Below are 19,914 nucleotides of genomic sequence, written 5' to 3' on the forward strand. Positions count from 1 at the left end.
CGGCTATGAAAATCGCGATTTTTACAAATGATGGGCGTCAATCGGTAGAAGTAACTCAAAAACTGCAAAAAAAATTTGAGGACACACACTTTGTTATGGATGAAAAGAATCCGAATATTGTGGTGACTGTTGGTGGTGATGGGACTTTGTTGGCAGCCTTTCATAAATATGAAAATATCTTGGATACAGTGCGATTTGTTGCGGTACACACTGGTCATTTGGGATTCTATACAGATTGGCGCGATGATGAAATCGATGACTTGGTTATTAGCTTGCAATCGGACAATGGGCAATCAGTGAGCTATCCTTTGCTGGATATTAGAATTAAGTATGAGGATGATCAAAGACCAGTTAATCTTTTAGCATTGAATGAGGCAACACTGAAGCGAAACAGTGCAACTATGGTAACCGATGTTTTTGTGGGTGGCGATCTATTTGAGAAGTTCAGAGGTGACGGTCTCTGCATTTCTACCCCAACTGGATCAACCGCCTATAATAAGTCATTGGGTGGGGCTGTGATTCATCCCAACTTAAAAGTCTTACAGATGACTGAGATAAGTTCTATTAATAATAGAGTTTTTCGAACTTTAAGCTCACCAATGATCATTGCACCAAACGATTGGGTGACCTTGGTTCCTACGAGTGAATGTGATTATATTCTGACGGTTGATCAGGATAGTTTTCATGGCAGGAGAATTGAACAGATTAGATTTAAAATTTCAAATAAAAGTATACATTTTGCTAAATATCGGCATATGCAATTTTGGCAAAGGGTGCAAGATGCATTTATCGGAGCAGAGTATGCAAATTAGTTGGCATTATGATGGGAATCAGCCAATAAGAGTAAAAACATTTTTAAAACAAAAGCGAGTATCTCGGCGATTATTGGCTGCAGTTCGTTCTGATGGTGGCAAATTACTCATAAATGGTAATGAGGGCAGAAAAATTGATAAGATGGTAAATGGAGATTTGCTAGCAATCAACTTGCCATTCGAAAAAATCAGTTCTTTTCTTGTGCCTTCATTTGTACCAATTAGTATCTTGTATGAAGATCGCGACTATTTAGTTGTGGATAAACCAGCTGGTGTTGCATCTATCCCTTCGGCACTGCACAGGGAAGATTCACTAGTTGCGCGCGTGCTGGGATACTATCAGATTAGGAATTACCAGGGGATCGGACCTCATATAGCAACGCGACTTGATCGTGATACTTCAGGAATTGTATTGTTTGCAAAACATCGTTATGCTCATGCAATGATTGATGAACAGTTAAAGACACATCAAATTAAAAAAATTTATTATGCGATATTACAAGGAAGTATGGCGGCCAAACATTTGCTAATAAACCTGCCAATTGGCAGGATGCCAGGTTCGCTAGTGAAGAGAATGGTTGTAGAAAAAGGAAAAGATGCAAGTACTGAATATTGGAAAGAAGCTGAATTGCAAAGATATGTTCTTTGCAAGGTTCAATTACATACAGGAAGGACACATCAAATTAGAGTTCATAGCGCATTTTTGGGGATGCCACTTGTTGGGGATACACTTTATGGTGGAGTTAATAAGCTTCCGTTACAAAGACAAGCACTGCATTGTCAGCAGGTGACTTTTTTTCACCCCTTTCTAAATAAAGAACTGACAATTACAAGCAAAATTACAGCCGATATGCAAATGTTTATAGAGTCGGTAACTAAGAAAACTGATGATTCTAATCGTAAGATGAATTAGTGTCTTGACCGACCAGAATTGTATTCTGTTAATTGGTTCTCAATATATTCAATTTCAGTATTGTTATTGCTTGCCATTGTGTACAAGATGTCTTTCATAACACTTCTAGCTTGTTCATTGGTAAAAATACTCTTTTTGTATTTAGTAACAAACACTAAATGAAAATTAAAGTCATAAACATTGGTTCGATTGTAACATGCGTATAGCTCCAATCACTTAATAACAGCAATAAATATATCGGACTTTAAATTAACATATGTTATGCTGAGTAAATCATAAGAACGGAGGTGAATCTGAATGTATCAAGGACTTAAACTACGGATATATCCTAATTTAGAACAACAAAAACAAATAGTTGAGAACTTTGGGGCAACTAGATTTGTTTGGAATCAGATGTTGGATATGCAAAGCAAGCGTTATAAAAACAATAAAGATTCTAAGTTCTTAAATGGTTTTGCAATGAACTTTTTAGTAAAACAATTAAAAACAGAATATTCATGGTTAAAACAAGCTGAGAGCACCTCACTACAAGACACTTGTGAAACTCTAGCTGTAGCTTTCCAAAGATTTTTTAAAAAACTTGGGGGATATCCTAAATTTAAGTCGCGAAAATTTCCAAAGCAAAGTTTTAAGTCTAAATGTATAAATAACAATGTTAGATTGATTGATAATCATTATTTGAAGCTGCCTAAATTAGGCATTATGAAGTACAGAGGAAAGTTCACGGATGACAAAATCAAGTCAATTACTATCCAGTTAAGTCCAACAGGCAAGTTCTACTGTGTTTTACTAATTGAGTGTGAAAGCCAAACACAATTTGGTAAGACAAGTCAAGCTGTCGGTTTGGATATGGGGATAGCCGATTTAATAAGCACATCAGATGCTGTTAAATATCCGACAATTAGGTTTGATCAGATTCTTGCTAAGAAGAAACGCTACTGGGAAAGACGACTAGCTAGAAGAAGACTATTAGCACAAAAAGAAATAGCTTGGGATAAACACAACAAAGTCGTTGAACCTAGAGAACTAGCCAACTTTAAGAACTATACCAAGGCTAAACAGATGGTAGCTAAATATAGTGAAAAGATAGCTAACCAGAGGAAAGATTATCTTCATAAGCTTACCGTCAAGTTAGTTAAAGACTATGACAAAATAGTGATTGAAGGTTTGAAAACTAATAATATGATTAAGAATCACAAACTAGCTAGAGCAATCGCTAATCAATCTTGGAGAATGCTTAGACTAATGTTGGAATATAAGTGCAAATGGTATGGCAAAGTCCTTAGTGTGGTTAATCCATACAAGACTAGTCAACTCTGCTTTAATTGTGGGTATGATGGTGGTAAACACGAACTAGATATTCGTGCTTGGACTTGTCCGCAATGCCATACACAGCTAGATAGAGATGTAAATGCAAGTAAAAATATATTAAAACTTGGTTTGGGCTAAACCATAGTAAATAGAGTAAACCGCTGTCGAATACTGAAATGTATGAGATGAGTTATGCTTGTTCCTAGAAGCTCGGTACTTTAGTGCCGATGTAAGTCACAAATAATGAATCTAACAGCAAGAGGTGATTAATTCATGGGAGATAGAGAGAAAAGGGATTCCTATAAAAAAGATCAAATTGTTGACTTACTCGATCAGCAACAGGCGACGAAGTTCCGCGAACAATTTTTAATGCTGCATGTGTATGAACAGGCATTAATTTTTGTTGATTTAGATGAAAAACAAAGGTCAAGGGCATACCGTTACCTCACTCCTACCGAATTAGCCGACACCTTTAATGCAATTGAAGAAGAGCCTGAAGACGTAGCAGAATATTTTCAGGAGATGTCAACTAAGTATGCAGCGGGAGTAATTTCCGAGATGTATACTGATAATGCTGTTGATATTTTGGCATATGTAGATAGTACAAGTTTGAATAAATATTTGCGACTGTTGCCACATAAGGATGCTGCGGAAATCAAAGAAATGCTGCATTATGAAGACAAGACTGCTGGGGCAATTATGGCGACAGAGTTTGTCAAGATTATTGTCAATCAGACCGCAAGATCTGCACTGCATGTTTTGAAAAAAGCAGCAGTTGATGCAGAGACAATTTACTATTCCTATGTAGTTGATGCTGATGACAAACTTATTGGTGTAGTTACATTGCGGGATTTATTAATTAGTGATGATGACTTATTGATTGAGGAAATCATGAATGATCAGGTGATGTCCGTAAAAGTTGATGAAGACCAAGAAGATGTTGCTAAGACAATTCGTGATTATAATTTTCTGGCAATTCCAGTGACCGATTATGATGAGAAGATGATTGGAATTATTACGGTTGATGATATTATTGATGTTATTGATGAAGAATCTGCCGAAGATTATTCTGGACTTGCTGGTGTTGATACCGAAGAAAGTTCAAATAATCCATTTAAGTCTGCCTCTAAGAGACTACCATGGCTTGTGACATTGCTTTTTCTAGGAATGTCGACAGCAACATTAATATCACATTACGAGCAACTGGTGAGTGAGGCAAGTATCCTAGCAGTCTTTATCTCATCTATTACGGGGACAGCTGGGAATGCAGGCACACAAAGCTTAGCCGTGGCCGTCAGAAAGATTGCATCTAAGGATGATGATGAAAGCCTGATTAGAACAATTATTACTGAACTATTGACAGGACTCATAATAGGAGTAACTACAGGAATAGCAATTTTCCTAATTGTTGGAATTTGGAAAAATAACTTTGTTTTAGGTTTTGTGATTGGTTTGGCTATGATGTGTGCAATTGTTGTAGCAAATTTAGCCGGCAGTATTATTCCGATGGCGATGGATAAGATGGGGTTTGATCCAGCAGTTGCTTCTGGACCTTTCATTTCAACATTGAGTGATTTAACTTCTGTTTTAATTTATTTCAACATTGCGAGTTTCTTTTTATCGTTCATTGTAGGAAAATGAAAGAATTATCTTGAAATGGCAGCAAATTAATACTAACTAGTATTTTCTCCGCCTAATTAGACTTAAAGAGTCTTGCATAGGAGAAATTGTTTTATCTGTAAAATTATGAACAAAAATTATTTTAAATTAATATTAAAAGAAATACTGTCAAATATACAATAATTGTGATTTTGTTAATAAAAAAAGAGGTCATCGCCAATTGGAAATGGTTAATCTCCAAAATTTCGATAATCTCTTTTTTTAAAATATATTTGCAAAGATTTAGTTGAAACGTGCAAACGAAACACAGACACCTTCTGGAACAGGAATCTCTTTTTGAAGTAGTGTAAGGGCGCCATCTGTGCTAGAACGTTCAAAAAGAGTAGCGTTGTCAGTATTTTGATTGGTGACAACCACGAAGTTTTCTGTAGCATCTAGTGCAAAGTCACGCGGAAACTCACCTTCTGTTGATGTATAGCCGGAATGGCTGAGTGTGAAAGCAGAAGTAACCTCGAACACAGCAATTGTATTATGACCACGGTTGGAGACATAGACGAATTTTCCATCGGCTGAAATGCGTATCGCTGCGACTCCATTATCGGCCGGATTGAATGTATCAGGAATTGTTAAAAGTGTCTGAAGTAATTCAAATTTACCTGTTTCACTATTGTAGGATAATGTTGATATATGGCTGCTTAGTTCACCCACTAAATACGCGAATTTTCCATTTGGATGAAAAACGAGGTGACGTGGAGCAAAACCTGGAGCTGTTTCAAAGCCTGCTACTAGGGTCAATTGTCCATCGTTACTAATATCATAGGTATAGACCTTGTCAGACCCTAAATCACAAACAACTAAGCGTTTATCCGGAGTCAAATCAGTAAAATGCACTTTTGCTGTATCTTGTTCTGGTAATGGACCATGACCTGTCAGTTTGACTTCGTTAACAATTGTTAATTTTCCAGTGGTATCAACTTTGTAGACTGTAATTGTACCCTTATGATAGTTTGCAGTAAAGACGAGATTACGGTTTGTATCTAATCCAATATAGCATGGAGGTGCACCAGCAGCTGTTTGTGTGTTCACCAGTTTTGGGATTTTTTTGCCAGAGAAACTCGCAATTCCCCCCAAGTCATTATCTTTTGCAACAGCGAAAATTATTCCGGCAGAATTGCTTTGCAAGTAAGTCGGATTATCTAGTTGAATAAATAATTCTGGAGTAGATATTCTTTTTTCATCTTCATCGAGAATTGCTTCATAGATACCCTTAGAAGCTTTTTTAGTGTAAGTACCAAATAGAATTTTTTGAGTCAATGTATGTCCTCCTTGATATACTTATTATAATTTATAAGTATATCATATCTTGTAAAAACGGTAACAATTACTTAGTAAAGTTTGACGACAATGTGATACAATAAGCAATAGAGTTGAATACTTAGTGGAGAAGGGGTCAGTTAGTATGTTAGAAGCAAAAGTTGTTGAAATTGGACCAGAAGCTATTTCGAAAGGCGATCCATTGATGATTCTTTTTGATGAAACAGCATCAGTTCAACTAAGACGTGTATCCGTAGTACAACACTTTGTAGATTCAAACAGTAAAAAAAGAGAGCTCAAGAATTTAAAAAAAATTAGTATTGATGGCCAAGTTTATGAAATAAAGCATATCGGAGAATTGGTTCAAAGTAATATGGAGATGATTGGCCATGCTACTTTATTCTTTAAAGCGGTACCTGAAGAGCCGCAGCATAGTGGAATTTATTTAGAACCATATACATTACCAAGTGTTGCAGTTGGAAGTGTCATTAAGTATTACTAAACAACGGTTGACAAATGTGCAGACTGATTAAAAATCATAAATAAGTGTTTTACTGTGAGTAATGTGAAGTTAAACAGTGAATTTTGACTTGTGAAACACGTTTATTCGTAATAAATAAGGGACCCGTCAAAAGTTGAATTTTGACCGGTTCCCTTTTTGCTGAGGTGCTATTTCAAAAGTAGTTATTAGATATTATCTCCATTAAAGATTGAGTTCTTCACGATAACATAATCAACTTTCCTTAATGAATTCAGTTCTCTTCCACCTGCATAAGAGATTGAGGATTGTAAATCTTCATGCATCTCACGCAGGGTATCAGCAATAGGCCCACGGTAAGGGACCAATACTTTTTTCCCTTCAACATTCTTGTATTGTCCTTTTTGGTATTGTGATGCTGAACCAAAATATGTCTTGAACTTTTCACCGTTTTGTTCAATAACTTCACCAGGACTTTCTTGATGCCCCGCGAATAAGGAACCAATCATACACATTGAAGCCCCAAAACGAATTGACTTTGCAATGTCACCATTATGACGAATTCCGCCATCGGCAATGATTGGTTTACTAGCAGCTTTTCCACAGAGACGGACAGCTGCTAGTTGCCAACCGCCAGTGCCAAAACCGGTTTTGAGTTTTGTAATGCAAACTTTACCAGGACCAATTCCAACTTTTGTTGCATCGGCACCAGCATTTTCAAGTTCACGAACACCCTCTGGAGTGCCAACATTGCCGGCTATTACGAAAGTTCCCGGCAGCTTTTTTTTAATATACTTAATCATTTCAATGACTGTGTCAGAATGACCATGAGCAACATCGATGGTGATGTATTCTGGAACAGGTCTAAGCGCGGTTAGTTCATCTATTAATTTGTATTCATTTGACTTTACGCCAACTGAGATTGATGCAAAGAGTCCTTTAGAATGCATCATTTGTACAAAGGCAACTCTTTCATTTTCCTCAAATCGGTGCATGATGTAAAAATAACCATTTTGAGCTAGCCAAATAGCAAGTGGTTCGTCAATTATTGTTTGCATATTTGCCGGGACTACAGGAATTTTAAAAGTCATTGGTCCAAACTTAACAGTAGTGTCAATTTCAGAGCGACTTTTAACGATACACTTGTTGGGCACTAATTGAATATCTTCGTAATCGAATACAGACATTTTTAAAACCTCTCATTCTTTATTGAACACATAATTCGGTGATTATGTTTATCAAAACGACAAACACATTGTAAGTTACAGCATTATGTGATAAAAGTCAAATTAATAACATGCAAAGTATGATAAATATTCGTGTTCTGCTTGAGCAAATGACTAAATTCTCGTTGCGGGTTATAATTGGTAAGATGAATTACATTGAGGAGAGTAAATGAAATGGCAAAAAAAGAGAAAATTAAGAAAACAAATGATGAAAGAATCCTTGATCAGCATCATGTACAATATCAGGAAGCTTCTTTCAATTGGTTAGAAAAAGGTGCAGACGCATTAAGTGAGGCTGAAGCTGCAGGAGTATCATCAAAAAGTATTCTGAAAACAATTGTTTTGCAGGGGAGTGATAGTCAAAATGATTATCTTGTGGTTTGTCTGCCATTGGAATTTGAAATTGAATTGAAGTTAATTGCCAATCAGTTGAACAAAAAGCAGGTGCATCTTGCAGACAATAAGAAGCTAATTAATATTACAGGATATGTTCATGGGGCTAATACACCAATTGGCATAAATATTCGCAAGGGTTTTCCAATTTATTTTGATGAACGTATCAAAGAATATGAAGAAATATCTGTTTCAGCCGGTAAGGTTGGCCGCTCAGTCCGGTTGAAGCAAAAAGATTTAATTGAACTTGTTGCAGGTAAATATCTGAGAGTCCAATAGTAGAGGAAGATATAATTGAAAAAAATCGAAAAAAAATTATCTTTTGTTGCACAGAATATAGATATGTTTGTGTGCCCAATTTGTAGGGCAAGTTTTACAGATACTCAATGTTATAGTGTAATCTGTGAAAATGGTCATAGTTTTGATTTTTCAAAGAAAGGGACTTTGTACTTCTTAACACATCAAATAACAAGTGACTATGACGATGATCGGATGTGGAATTCACGGGCAAAAATTCAAGCAGCTGGCTTTTTTGAGCCGATTGCCGAAAGAATAACTTCGCTTATTGGTAGCAAAGAAAAGCAGCGCATTTTAGATGTCGGATGTGGTGAAGGATCAACACTTTCATATATTGAAAGAAAGCGGCAAAGTAGCAAGGACGTGATGATTGGTTTTGATATTTCGAAAAGAGCAATAAATTTAGCGGCAAGACGAGAAACTGACGTATTTTATTGTATAGCCGACCTAGCTCAGCTTCCCTTTAAAAAAGGTGCATTTGATATTATTATTGATATGTTTTCGCCTTCAGCATATAGCGAATTCAATCGTGTACTTGCTCATGGCGGTTCATTAATTAAAATTATCCCAAATAGTAATTATTTAATTGAATTGAGACACCTGCTTTACGACCAAGATAATAAGAATTGTTCCTATAATAATCAGGATGTATTGGAATTATTTCGGGAAAAATATCCTACTGTAAGGATTGAGCAACTCAAATATACTTTCGAATTAACACCCGCCCTATTCGAATACCTTGTGTACATGACCCCGCTTCATTGGGGGGCTGATTCTGAGAGGTTGAACCAGGTTTTGAGTAACGGATTGAGTCAGATAACTATTGATGTTTCAGTTTTATTTATTAAAAGCTAATAAAAATTAATTTTTTTGTAAGAAAACCTTGAAAACTTAATAAGGGCATGGTAATATAATTGCAAGAAATCGGTTTTTAGTGATTATCGATTTTATCGTTAGTCATTACATAATTGTACTTCATTTAACGTAGCTGTTCGCCGTGCCCACACCGAATAGTTACGCTTTTTTTGTTGTAAATTTTTTGAATGGAGAGCTGTCTAATGACAAATCATATTGTTTTATTTGAACCATTGATGCCAGCAAATACAGGTAATATTGCCCGAACATGTGCAGGTACAAATACGGAACTACATCTAATTGAACCCCTTGGGTTTTCAACTGACGATAAATATCTTAAAAGAGCAGGGCTTGACTACTGGGATAAAGTTAAGATCACTTATCACAAAAATCTACCAGCATTTATGGATTCATTAGGTGTGGATGATGAATTATATTTAGTTTCAAAATTTGCAACTAAGTCATACGTACAAGCAGATTATTCTAGTACAAGTAAGAATCACTACTTCTTGCTAGGAAAAGAAACGACTGGGCTGCCTGAACCATTTATGCGGGCAAATATGGAAAAATGTATTCGCATTCCGCAAAATGATAAAAATATTAGGGCCCTGAACTTGTCCAATAGTGCAGCAATCGTAATTTTTGAAGCTTTAAGACAGCAGAATTTTCCAGCACTAGAACAGACACATCTGTATGAGAATGATAAATTAAAGTAGGCTATATCTGACATTTGTTATGATAAAATTGAATCAGAGATATATCGAGGTGAAAAAGGTGGCACAGAGAAAAAGAAAGCCAAGTATCAAGGCCAAGAAAAAGGAGTCTAATAGAATTTGTGGCGGATTTTTCATTTTTTTTGGTATATTTGGAATTTTTAAATTGGGATTTTTAGGGATATTGTGTCTGAATCTTTTTCGTATTTTTCTAGGAGATGTAGCAGTAATTGGATTAGCTGTGCTCGTAGTACTTGGAGCATATCTCTTGGTTGTTGGAGATGAACCCAAGTTAAGGAAAAATTGGATTCTAGGGTTAAGTGGCCTTATATTGTCCTTGCTGCTAGTCTTACATGCAATGTTGTTTGGCAAGCTAGATTTGCATTCTCATTTTATTAATATTACTTGGCAGTATCTTCAAAGTGATTTGGTGGCTGGTGATATCGGAACAAGTATCGGCGGTGGAATGCTAGGTGCATTTTTATATACCCCAGCTTATTTTTTGCTTTCCCAAGTAGGAACCTACATATTCAGTTCAATTTTTGCTGTATTTAGTTTGTGTATTTTTTTTGAAGTGTCATTTGCCAAGGTTTTACAGGTAATTGGGGTAGCGGTTAACTATTTTATAAAGGGCTGCGGTACTGTATTGAGAAAATTATTTAAAACTATAAAAAGTGGATATATCAAGATAAGGGAACACCATAGGGAATCGCATGAGCAAAAAATTATAAAGAAGCAAAAAAAACTTGCACAGCAAAAGCAAGTAATTGTTGAAGAGAATACTGAACACGAGCAGATAAAGGAACAGGAACATGTTTCTGAAACAGAGTTTGTTAAGACTAACAGCTGGAATACAGAAAGAAATGAAACGAGAGATAAGGCTGATGAGACAGCCAAAGACGAGGATAACGACAATAGAGAAGCGCTTATTACTGGGAATTCAATAAATCCTGACTATAAGTTGCCAAGTACAGAATTGTTACAGGAAGTGGCTGCAGAAGATCAAAGCGATGAATATAAAAAAATTGAGCATAATACGAAGGTTCTTAAAGAAACATTTAAAAGCTTTGGAGTTGATGTTGAAATAAAAAAGGCAATCCTAGGTCCCTCCGTTACTAAATATGAGTTGCACCCTGCAATTGGTGTGAAGGTAAGTAAAGTTGTTGGGTTAACAGATGATTTGGCATTGGCGCTGGCAGCTAAGGATATAAGAATTGAAGCACCAATTCCTGGCAAATCGTTGATAGGAATCGAGGTACCTAATCAGAAAGTCTCAACTGTCTCATTCAGAAGTATAGTTGAAGAACAAAAAAGGCAGCATTCCAAGTTACTTGAAGTTCCATTGGGACGTGATATTGCTGGCAATCTTGTTACTGCTGATTTGGGGAAAATGCCGCACCTGCTAATTGCCGGTTCTACCGGTAGTGGTAAGTCAGTCGCAATCAATGGAATTATTACGAGCTTATTGATGAATTGCCCACCTCATTTAGTTAAGTTGATGCTGGTCGATCCAAAAAAAGTCGAGCTGGGTGTTTATAACGGAATTCCGCATTTACTGACTCCAGTAGTGACAAATCCCAAGAAAGCTGCGAAAGCTTTAAATAAGTTGGTTGAAGAAATGGAACGACGCTATGAGCTCTTTGCAAATACAGGTCAGAGAAATATTGCCGGATATAATGAGATGATCGAACGGCAAAATAAAGAGATGAAGACGGCTGAGCAGTTGTTACCCTATATCATAATTGTGGTTGATGAATTATCCGATTTGATGATGGTAGCTTCAAATGAAGTTGAAGATGCAATTATCAGATTAGCACAAATGGCGCGTGCCGCTGGGATTCACATGATTTTGGCAACTCAGCGACCCTCAGTGGATGTTATTACTGGGCTGATCAAAGCAAATGTTCCTTCAAGAATGGCATTTGCGGTCTCAAGTGGAACTGATTCACGAACAATTATTGATTCCAACGGAGCGGAAAAATTGCTTGGCCGAGGAGATATGCTATTCCTTCCAATGGGACTTAATAAGCCAATCAGGGTCCAAGGGGCGTTTATCTCGGACCAAGATGTTACAAATATAGTCGATTTTGTAAAAGAACAACAGTCTGCAGAGTATGACGAGTCGTTAATTGTTTCTGATGAAGAAACACAGCAAGACCAGGCTGATGATGCAGAGGATGAATTATTTGATGAGGTAGTTAAGGTGATTGCGAGAGAACAATCATGCAGTATTTCAATGCTGCAACGTAGATTTAGAATTGGCTATAACCGTGCTGCAAGAATTGTAGATGAGTTGGAAGCTCATGGGATGATAGGTCCATCTGAGGGCAGTAAACCGCGTAAAGTATTTGTACAAAAAGATAAGGATGTAACCACAGAGGAATAATAAGTTATTAGAAGGGAAATTCTGACTTATGGAACACGTTTACGCAAAATAAAGCGGGAGGTTGGGTCAAAATATAACTTTTGTCCCAATTCTTTCGGTATAGTGGATATCCCAAATCAGATTGTTTTTTATATTTTTTTCGCTTATTATTAGTTTTATGAATATTGAGGGAGGAATAATAAGTGCACATAAGCTTGAATTCAGGAGTTAGTTTGTCGTTAATTTCCACCAAACAATTTAAAACAACTAGAATAGCAGTGGATTTGATAGCTCCATTGAAGTCGGAAGCACTAACTAAACACTTGTTGCTGGCTAGTATTTTGGAAAATAGCAGTCAGAAATATCCTAGCCAGAAGATATTATCAGAAGAACTTGCACGTATGTATGGTGCAGGGTTTGGTGTTTCTACGGAGAGAAAGGGAAATATTCATGCGTTAAGCTTTAACTTGGAATGCGTCAATGAACGTTTCTTAGGTACTGCTGATCAATTACTAGAGCAGGGAATCGATTTTTTGAAAGAAATTATTTTTAAACCGCTGTTAGCAGGTAAACACTTTGATTCAAAAACTTTTAACCGACAACGGCAAGTGTTAGCTGATTATATTAGCTCAGCCAAGGATGACAGACAATTATTTGCCACACTTGAATTGAACAATATTTTTTTTAAGGATGACGGACAAGCATGTCCTTCATTTGGAGACATTGAAAGCCTGAATAAGATTACAAATGAAGAACTTTATAAGTATTATCTTGAGTGTATTAACAATGATCAAGTCGAGATAATTATTTCTGGAGATATTACAGTGGAGAAGGCAAAGACATTGGTTTCCAATTTCAATTTTTCTGATAGGCAGCCCAAAAAAGTTTCGTTATTTTATACGCAGCCACCACAAAATCAAGTTAAAGAACGAATTCATCATCTTGAAATCAGTCAGGCTAAATTAAATCTCGGATACTCGTTACCTGTATATTTTCAAGAAAATAAGTATTATGCCGTTTTGGTTTTTAATGATTTATTCGGGGGTCAGCCGCTTTCAAAATTATTTGTTAATGTTCGTGAGAAAGCTAGTTTGGCATATTATGCAAGTAGCTCATATGACAGTTTTCGCGGATTTCTGGCAGTCAAAACAGGGATTGAAGCGCAAAATAAAAATCAGGTTTTACAGATTGTCAACCAACAACTAGAAGAATTAAAAAAGGGTCATGTTACAGGAAAAGAAATCGAGACTGCAAAGAGGTCTTTGATTAACAGCTATCTAAGTCAGTTGGATCATCAAGGTGTTTTGCTTAGTCGAGCATTGTTTAATGGCTTATTGAATAAAGAACTCCAAGAAAATGAGTGGATTAAAAGAATAGAAAGTGTGACGGTTGCAGATATCGCCGAGATTGCTAAGATGGTACATTTAGAAGCAATTAGCTTTTTAGATGGAGAAGTAAAGAATGAAAATAATTGATTATCCTGACTTTGATGAAAAAGTATACCAAGAGGTATTAGCCAACGGATTAACAGTCAACATAGTCCCAAAAGTGGGATTTCATAAGACATATGCCAGCTTTACTGTAAATTATGGTTCAGTTGATTCTACATTTATATCTTTGAATGATAATAAGATTACAAACAGACCAGATGGAGTTGCTCATTTTTTGGAACATAAATTATTTGAGAAAGCTGACTATGATGCTTTTGAATTATTTGGACAGTTAGGTGCGGATTCAAATGCATTTACCTCTTATACAAAGACAAGTTATCTTTTTTCAACAGTTGAAAATGTTAGAAAATGTATTGAAACACTGCTTGATTTTGTACAGTCTCCCTATTTTACGAATGATTCGGTCGAGAAAGAAAAGGGGATAATTGCCCAAGAAATCATGATGTATGATGATGACTATAACTGGCGATTATACAGTGGAATAGTTGAGAATTTATATCCAAACAGTCCATTAAGTAAAGACATTGCAGGAACCGTGGAATCAATTAAAAATATCTCTACAAAAGACTTGTATGAGTGCTATCAGGCTTTTTATCAACCCAGTAACATGGACTTGTTTGTGGTAGGTGCGGTTGACCCAGATGAAGTGATCAGCTGGATCAAGGAGAATCAAAGTAAAAAAGAATTTCCTGTTGTTCCTCGAATAATACACAGTAAGTCAATGATAAATGAGAAATATGATATAATTCCTTACCGAATGCTTGAAGTTGATACAAGTCGGCCTAAAGTGGCAGTTGGAATTCGGGGGGATACTGAATTGCCTGCTGGTAAAAAGGGATTAAAATATAAAATTGCTTTAAATCTGGGAATGTACTTGTTAATGGGTGAATCAGCAGAAGCTTATAGTAACTTATATGATGAAGGCTTAATTGATGATAGCTTTGATTATGATATTTCAGTTGGTCGAGGATATCATTTTTGTGTTGTCAGTGGTGAAACTAGCAATGCAGAGGAACTTACCAAAAGAATTATTGATTTGTTAAAGACTGCAAATGAAATAATTAGCAAGCAGACAACAGAATTTATGTTAGCTAAGAAAGAATTTATCGGCAGACAAATCCAGTCAATGAATTCGCTTGAGGGAATTGCAAATCGATATGAAGGAAAGTTATTTGATGGCGCAATGAGTTTTGATGCGGTCAAGATTTTGGAAGAATTGAGATTAGTTGATGTAGTGCAAGCAATCAACGAATTCATTGAGCCTAACAGTGTGAGTGTGTACCAAGTCTTACCGAAAGAAGATGTTTGATTGATGAAGTGGGCACTTGTGGTAGGAGCATCCGGAGATATTGGTGAAAAAATTGCATGCGATTTGGCTGCAGCTGGATGGTCATTATATTTACATGCAAACATTGGAATTGAAAAAGTAAACAAATTAATCGAAAAGTTAAGTTTAGAGTATCAAAAGCAAGATTTCTTGCGGGTTCAGGCAGACTTTAATAATTTGATGCAAGTTGAAGATATTGTTAAACAATTGTTTGCATTAGACGCATTGATTTTTGCACAAGGGACAACACACTATGGTTTGTTTAGCCAAAGCACATATGCGAATACGGCTGAAATTATGCAGATGCAGGTTCTCAACCCATTAAGATTGATTCAGTTACTAGAAAATAAGCTTATAAAAAATAGCTATGGTAGAATTATTTTTCTGGGTTCAGTGTATGGTGGCTCAGGAAGTGCGATGGAAGTAGCATATAGTACTGCTAAAGGTGCATTATCAGCATTTGCAAGAGCTTATAGTAAAGAAGTAGCCTCACTTGGAATTACGGTCAATGTAATTGCACCAGGTGCGGTTGATACAAAAATGAATTCATTATTTTCTAATGACCAAAAAGCAGAAATTGATGAACAAATTCCAATGGGAAGATTTGCTGCTCCTGATGAAATCAGCTATTGGGTCAAAGCAGTTTTAGATGAGCATGCTAAGTATCTTACAGGGCAGACAATTTATGTAACTGGTGGATGGCTGAAATAAGTAATTCTTAATTAATATATTTAACTGTCTATGATATACTTAATATAGATTAGATAAATTACGGATATAAGTCAATATTGGAGAGTTAAAAATGGTTGAAATTGGAAAAAGTTTACAAGCTGCAAGAATTGAAAAAGGATATACCTTAGATGATTTACAACAAATCACAAAGATTCAAAAGAGGTACTTGATTGCGATTGAAGATGAGCGATTTGATGCATTACCAGGAGATTTTTATGTCAAAGCGTTTATTAAACAATATGCGGAGTCCGTTGATGTAGATCCAACAGAGTTTCTAAGCACATTTGAGAACCAGAAAGCGACGAATGATGATGTAATTGAAGAACCTGCAAAAACTCGAAGTGAAGTTACTCGTGAGAGTATTCAGAAATCAAACAAGGTTAGTCATTTATTAGGCTATCTCCCGACTATCATTGTTGTTGCAGTAGTAGTTGTGATACTTGGTTCCATTTATTATGTTGCGTGGAGCAACCATCAAAAGGATGCACAGACACAACAGATAGAGAGCAGTTCAAAAGTTTCTGTTTCTTCTCAAAAAGACTCAAAGTCAAGTTCAACTTCTTCGAGTAAAAGTAAGAAGTCGTCTTCCAAGAGTTCTAAGAAAAGTTCCCAAAAGAGCTCTAAAAAAAGTTCTAAAAAATCAAGCAGTTCGAAAGCCAAAAAAGAAAAAATCAGCTTAGCTTCAAGCAGTGGTTCAAAATTTGTCTATACAATGACTAATCCTGCAAGCACGAGTACTGTTAAGATTTCAATCAATGGCAGTAAAGCTTGGAGTGCAGTGTCTGCAAATGGAACACAACAATGGCAAGGAACTCTAAGCAGTGGAGCAAGTCATGAGGTTAGCTTACCAAGTGGGACAACGGCAATTACTATTAACTTGGGGAATTCTGGAGCTACAACGTTGACGATTGATGGTAAGAAGTTCAATTATAAGAAGGACAACAGTTCTTTGACGGTTAGAACGATTACAATTAATTTAGAAGACTAGCATAAAAAAAGGATTGAGGGGCTTATTTTCGAATGAATTTACCAAACAAACTGACAGTTGCACGTATTATTTTAATTCCAATTTTTATGTTAATTTTGCTATTACCATTTGACTGGGGGACAATTGCATTTGGTGGAACAGTGATTCCTACTACACAGATTTTAGGGGCAATCATTTTTGCTGTTGCTTCAATTACAGATTTTGCTGACGGACAAATTGCTCGGAAACAGCACTTAGTAACAAATTTTGGCAAATTTGCTGATCCGTTAGCTGATAAAATGCTTGTGATGACAGCTTTCATTATCCTTGTTTCAATTGGGAAGGTTCCAGCATGGGTGGCAGCAATAATTGTTTGTCGTGAACTCGCAGTTACTGGTTTGCGTTTGATTGTTGTTGAGAATGATGGCAAGGTAATTGCGGCTGCAATGCCTGGAAAAATTAAAACGATGACCCAAATGTTATCGATTATTTTTCTATTTTTAAATAATGTATTTTTTGCAGCTGTAAATATTCCAATAGGTGAAATTTTGTTATATATTTGTTTATTTTTTACTGTGTATTCAGGGATTGAATATTTTGTAAATAGCAAAGAAATATTTGCTGATTCATTTGATAAATAATCGATAGCAATTAATCTTATATCATTGGATATAAAGATTGGTTGTTATTTTTAAATTTTGCGTATATATAATTTAGTGGGAGGCATTTGGTAATGCATGCAGAAATAATTGCAGTGGGTACAGAAATTCTTTTAGGACAGATTGTTAATACTAATGCTACTTTTGTTGCAAAAAGATTGGCAGATATGGGAATCGATGTTTATTTTGAATCTGTAGTTGGAGATAACGAAGAGCGTCTTTTGAGTGAGATTAAGCGTGCAGAGTCTAGAAGTGACCTTATAATTTTAATAGGGGGACTTGGACCAACAAAGGATGACTTAACAAAACAAACGGTTGCAAAATTTTTAGAAAAAAAACTTGTTGAGGATAAACCGGCAATGGCTAAAATTATCCGTTATTATACTGAAACAGGTAAAGTAATGACTGAAAACAACAAAATTCAGGCACTCTACATTCAAGATTCTATTGCTTTGAAGAACGAGACTGGATTTGCAGTAGGGAATTATTTTAAGAATGCAAATGGGACAGACTTTTTACTATTGCCAGGCCCACCTAGTGAAATGAAGCCAATGTTTGTGCACCAAGCACAGCCACAATTACAGGAAACCTATTTTAATGATCACAGATTGTTCTCAAGAGTATTGCGATTTTTCGGAATAGGTGAATCAATGTTGGTTACCAAGTTAGCTGATTTGATAGACGGACAGTCGAATCCGACAATTGCTCCCTATGCGAAAACCAGTGAAGTTACTTTGAGATTGACAGCAAGTAGCAAAACAGAAGACGATGCTATAAAAATGTTAGATAAGTTAGAGAATAAAATAAACAAACGTGTTGGTGAATTTATGTATGGGTACGGCGATGATAATAGTTTGGTTGCAGTTGTAGTTGAACAATTGAAAAAGAAAAAATTTACGATTTCAGCTGCAGAAAGCCTTACTGCAGGAAAGTTTCAATCGACGCTAGGGAGTATTCCTGGTGTTTCTACTACTTTTTATGGTGGGGTAGTCACTTATTCAAACCAAGCTAAAGAACAGTTGCTGGGTGTATCTCATGAGACATTAGAGAATGCAGGAGCTGTTAGTGAACAAGCGGCAAAAGAAATGGCTGATTCTGTGAGGAAAAAACTTGGAACAGATGTTGGAATCTCCTTTACTGGAGTTGCGGGTCCTACAGAACTAGAAGGGCAACCAGTTGGAACAGTCTGGATAGGGTTGGCGATAAAAGGTCGCAAAACAGCTGCAAAATTATATCATTTCTCAAGTACTCGGTATTTTATAAGAGAGCGAGCTACATTGTCTGGGTTGGATTATATTAGAAGGTCTCTTTAACACCGAACTTTTGTTCGCTTTTCCTTGCTTTTTTTAAAATTAATCTGTATTATTAAGACTGTAAAGAATTGTTATACGGTATTATTAGGAGGAGTAAATTTGGCTGATGAACGACAAGCAGCTCTTGATGCTGCATTGAAAAAAATAGAAAAAAACTTTGGTAAAGGTTCAATTATGCGTATGGGCGAGAAGGCTGATACACAAATTTCAACAGTTTCAAGTGGTTCGCTTGCGCTTGATGAAGCACTTGGCGTCGGCGGGTATCCTCGTGGGAGAATTGTTGAGGTGTATGGACCTGAAAGTTCAGGTAAGACAACTGTTGCATTGCATGCTGTTGCTGAGGTGCAAAGTAATGGTGGCGTTGCGGCATATATTGATGCTGAAAATGCATTGGATCCAGCTTATGCAACAAAGTTAGGCGTGAATATTGATGAACTACTTCTTTCTCAACCAGATACTGGTGAACAAGGATTAGAGATTGCGGATGCGCTTGTTTCTTCTGGTGCAATTGATATTGTTGTTGTTGACTCCGTTGCAGCTTTGGTTCCGCGTGCTGAGATTGAGGGCGAAATGGGAGATGCACATGTTGGTTTGCAAGCGAGATTAATGTCACAAGCTTTACGTAAATTATCAGGTACTATTAATAAAACAAAAACGATTGCAATCTTTATCAATCAAATTCGTGAGAAAGTCGGAGTTATGTTTGGTAATCCTGAAATTACACCAGGGGGTCGTGCCCTCAAATTTTATTCAACCGTACGTTTAGAGGTTAGAAGAGCTGAGCAAATTAAAGATGGAACAGATATTATAGGTAACCGAACAAAGATAAAAGTTGTAAAGAACAAGGTTGCACCCCCATTTAAGCGTGCAGAAGTTGATATTATGTACGGTGAGGGAATTTCAAAGACTGGTGAGCTTGTTGATATGGCTGTTGAAAAGGACATTGTTAAGAAAAGCGGTTCTTGGTACTCTTATGGCGAAGATCGAATTGGTCAGGGGCGAGAGAATGCTAAACAATATTTGGCAGATAACCCGAAAGTCATGCATGAAGTTATGCTGAAAGTACGGCAGGCATACGGAATTGCAGATGAAAGTGAGACTGCTGAAATTTCAACAGACTTACCATTGGATGAACTAGATAATAAATAGTTTGGAAAAAAATCTAGCA

At 36.3% G+C, this 19,914-nt stretch carries 19 protein-coding genes; 16 read left to right on the forward strand and 3 right to left on the reverse strand.

The window, feature by feature from the left end; genetic code table 11:
- The first annotated feature begins 5 nt into the window (after window positions 1–5).
- A complete protein-coding gene (locus ABF682_RS03415) occupies window positions 6–812 on the forward strand; it encodes an NAD kinase (RefSeq protein WP_289977978.1) in 807 nt (268 codons plus the stop codon).
- Window positions 802–1,725 carry an RluA family pseudouridine synthase gene (locus ABF682_RS03420; protein ID WP_415619011.1) on the forward strand — a complete coding sequence of 308 codons (924 nt, stop codon included), beginning with the start codon at window positions 802–804 and terminating at the stop codon, window positions 1,723–1,725. Before ABF682_RS03415 ends, ABF682_RS03420 begins: the two co-directional genes overlap by 11 nt.
- Here the strand turns inward: ABF682_RS03420 and ABF682_RS03425 are convergent.
- Window positions 1,722–1,880, reverse strand: a complete 159-nt coding sequence (locus ABF682_RS03425) for a hypothetical protein (protein WP_415619031.1) — start codon at window positions 1,878–1,880, stop codon at window positions 1,722–1,724. The two genes, ABF682_RS03420 and ABF682_RS03425, sit on opposite strands and share 4 nt — an antisense overlap.
- Window positions 1,881–2,022: 142 nt before the next feature.
- On the opposite strand from ABF682_RS03425, the gene ABF682_RS03430 reads away from it, so the two are divergent.
- Together ABF682_RS03430 and mgtE are read left to right on the forward strand one after the other, a co-directional pair.
- Window positions 2,023–3,174 (forward strand): RNA-guided endonuclease TnpB family protein, encoded by a 1,152-nt coding sequence (locus tag ABF682_RS03430; protein WP_415619012.1) that lies wholly within the window; start codon window positions 2,023–2,025, stop codon window positions 3,172–3,174.
- Window positions 3,175–3,309: 135 nt separating this feature from the next.
- Complete coding sequence (gene mgtE, locus ABF682_RS03435; RefSeq protein WP_289977980.1) at window positions 3,310–4,677, forward strand: magnesium transporter; 1,368 nt, start codon at window positions 3,310–3,312, stop codon at window positions 4,675–4,677.
- Between the two features lie 261 nt (window positions 4,678–4,938).
- Here the strand turns inward: mgtE and ABF682_RS03440 are convergent, their stop codons facing one another.
- The gene (locus ABF682_RS03440; protein ID WP_415619013.1) at window positions 4,939–5,970 is read right to left on the reverse strand and encodes a lactonase family protein; all 1,032 of its coding nucleotides are present in this window, start codon (window positions 5,968–5,970) and stop codon (window positions 4,939–4,941) included.
- Between the two features lie 124 nt (window positions 5,971–6,094).
- On the opposite strand from ABF682_RS03440, the gene ABF682_RS03445 reads away from it, so the two are divergent.
- Entirely contained in the window at window positions 6,095–6,472 is a 378-nt protein-coding gene (locus tag ABF682_RS03445) for a PTS glucitol/sorbitol transporter subunit IIA (RefSeq protein ID WP_415619014.1), read from the forward strand.
- 185 nt (window positions 6,473–6,657) lie between these two features.
- Here the strand turns inward: ABF682_RS03445 and ABF682_RS03450 are convergent, their stop codons facing one another.
- Window positions 6,658–7,635 carry a GMP reductase gene (locus ABF682_RS03450; RefSeq protein WP_289978000.1) on the reverse strand — a complete coding sequence of 326 codons (978 nt, stop codon included), beginning with the start codon at window positions 7,633–7,635 and terminating at the stop codon, window positions 6,658–6,660.
- Between the two features lie 213 nt (window positions 7,636–7,848).
- Between ABF682_RS03450 and ABF682_RS03455 the strand changes: the two genes are divergently transcribed.
- The 11 genes from ABF682_RS03455 (at window position 7,849) to recA (ending at window position 19,895) form a co-directional block, all read left to right on the forward strand.
- Window positions 7,849–8,346: a YbaK/EbsC family protein gene (locus ABF682_RS03455; RefSeq protein ID WP_289978003.1), complete on the forward strand. Its 498-nt coding sequence runs from the start codon at window positions 7,849–7,851 to the stop codon at window positions 8,344–8,346.
- Window positions 8,347–8,361: 15 nt separating this feature from the next.
- Complete coding sequence (locus ABF682_RS03460; RefSeq protein WP_415619015.1) at window positions 8,362–9,219, forward strand: methyltransferase domain-containing protein; 858 nt, start codon at window positions 8,362–8,364, stop codon at window positions 9,217–9,219.
- Window positions 9,220–9,422: 203 nt separating this feature from the next.
- On the forward strand, window positions 9,423–9,935 hold the full coding sequence (locus ABF682_RS03465) for a tRNA (cytidine(34)-2'-O)-methyltransferase (protein WP_289978006.1): 513 nt from the start codon (window positions 9,423–9,425) through the stop codon (window positions 9,933–9,935).
- Between the two features lie 58 nt (window positions 9,936–9,993).
- Window positions 9,994–12,318, forward strand: a complete 2,325-nt coding sequence (locus tag ABF682_RS03470; RefSeq protein WP_415619016.1) for a DNA translocase FtsK — start codon at window positions 9,994–9,996, stop codon at window positions 12,316–12,318.
- 182 nt (window positions 12,319–12,500) lie between these two features.
- A complete protein-coding gene (gene yfmF, locus ABF682_RS03475; RefSeq protein ID WP_415619017.1) occupies window positions 12,501–13,772 on the forward strand; it encodes an EF-P 5-aminopentanol modification-associated protein YfmF in 1,272 nt (423 codons plus the stop codon).
- Window positions 13,759–15,057, forward strand: a complete 1,299-nt coding sequence (gene yfmH, locus ABF682_RS03480) for an EF-P 5-aminopentanol modification-associated protein YfmH (RefSeq protein ID WP_289978017.1) — start codon at window positions 13,759–13,761, stop codon at window positions 15,055–15,057. Before yfmF ends, yfmH begins: the two co-directional genes overlap by 14 nt.
- A gap of 3 nt (window positions 15,058–15,060) precedes the next feature.
- Window positions 15,061–15,786 carry an elongation factor P 5-aminopentanone reductase gene (gene ymfI, locus ABF682_RS03485; RefSeq protein ID WP_415619018.1) on the forward strand — a complete coding sequence of 242 codons (726 nt, stop codon included), beginning with the start codon at window positions 15,061–15,063 and terminating at the stop codon, window positions 15,784–15,786.
- 91 nt (window positions 15,787–15,877) lie between these two features.
- Complete coding sequence (locus ABF682_RS03490) at window positions 15,878–16,795, forward strand: helix-turn-helix domain-containing protein (RefSeq protein ID WP_415619019.1); 918 nt, start codon at window positions 15,878–15,880, stop codon at window positions 16,793–16,795.
- Window positions 16,796–16,827: 32 nt separating this feature from the next.
- Window positions 16,828–17,415 carry a CDP-diacylglycerol--glycerol-3-phosphate 3-phosphatidyltransferase gene (gene pgsA / locus ABF682_RS03495; RefSeq protein ID WP_289978022.1) on the forward strand — a complete coding sequence of 196 codons (588 nt, stop codon included), beginning with the start codon at window positions 16,828–16,830 and terminating at the stop codon, window positions 17,413–17,415.
- A 92-nt stretch (window positions 17,416–17,507) separates the two neighbouring features.
- Entirely contained in the window at window positions 17,508–18,746 is a 1,239-nt protein-coding gene (locus tag ABF682_RS03500; RefSeq protein ID WP_415619020.1) for a competence/damage-inducible protein A, read from the forward strand.
- 99 nt (window positions 18,747–18,845) lie between these two features.
- The gene (gene recA, locus ABF682_RS03505; protein WP_289978025.1) at window positions 18,846–19,895 is read left to right on the forward strand and encodes a recombinase RecA; all 1,050 of its coding nucleotides are present in this window, start codon (window positions 18,846–18,848) and stop codon (window positions 19,893–19,895) included.
- Window positions 19,896–19,914 lie beyond the last annotated feature (19 nt).

Source organism: Liquorilactobacillus sp., from assembly GCF_047719775.1.
GTDB lineage: Bacteria > Bacillota > Bacilli > Lactobacillales > Lactobacillaceae > Liquorilactobacillus.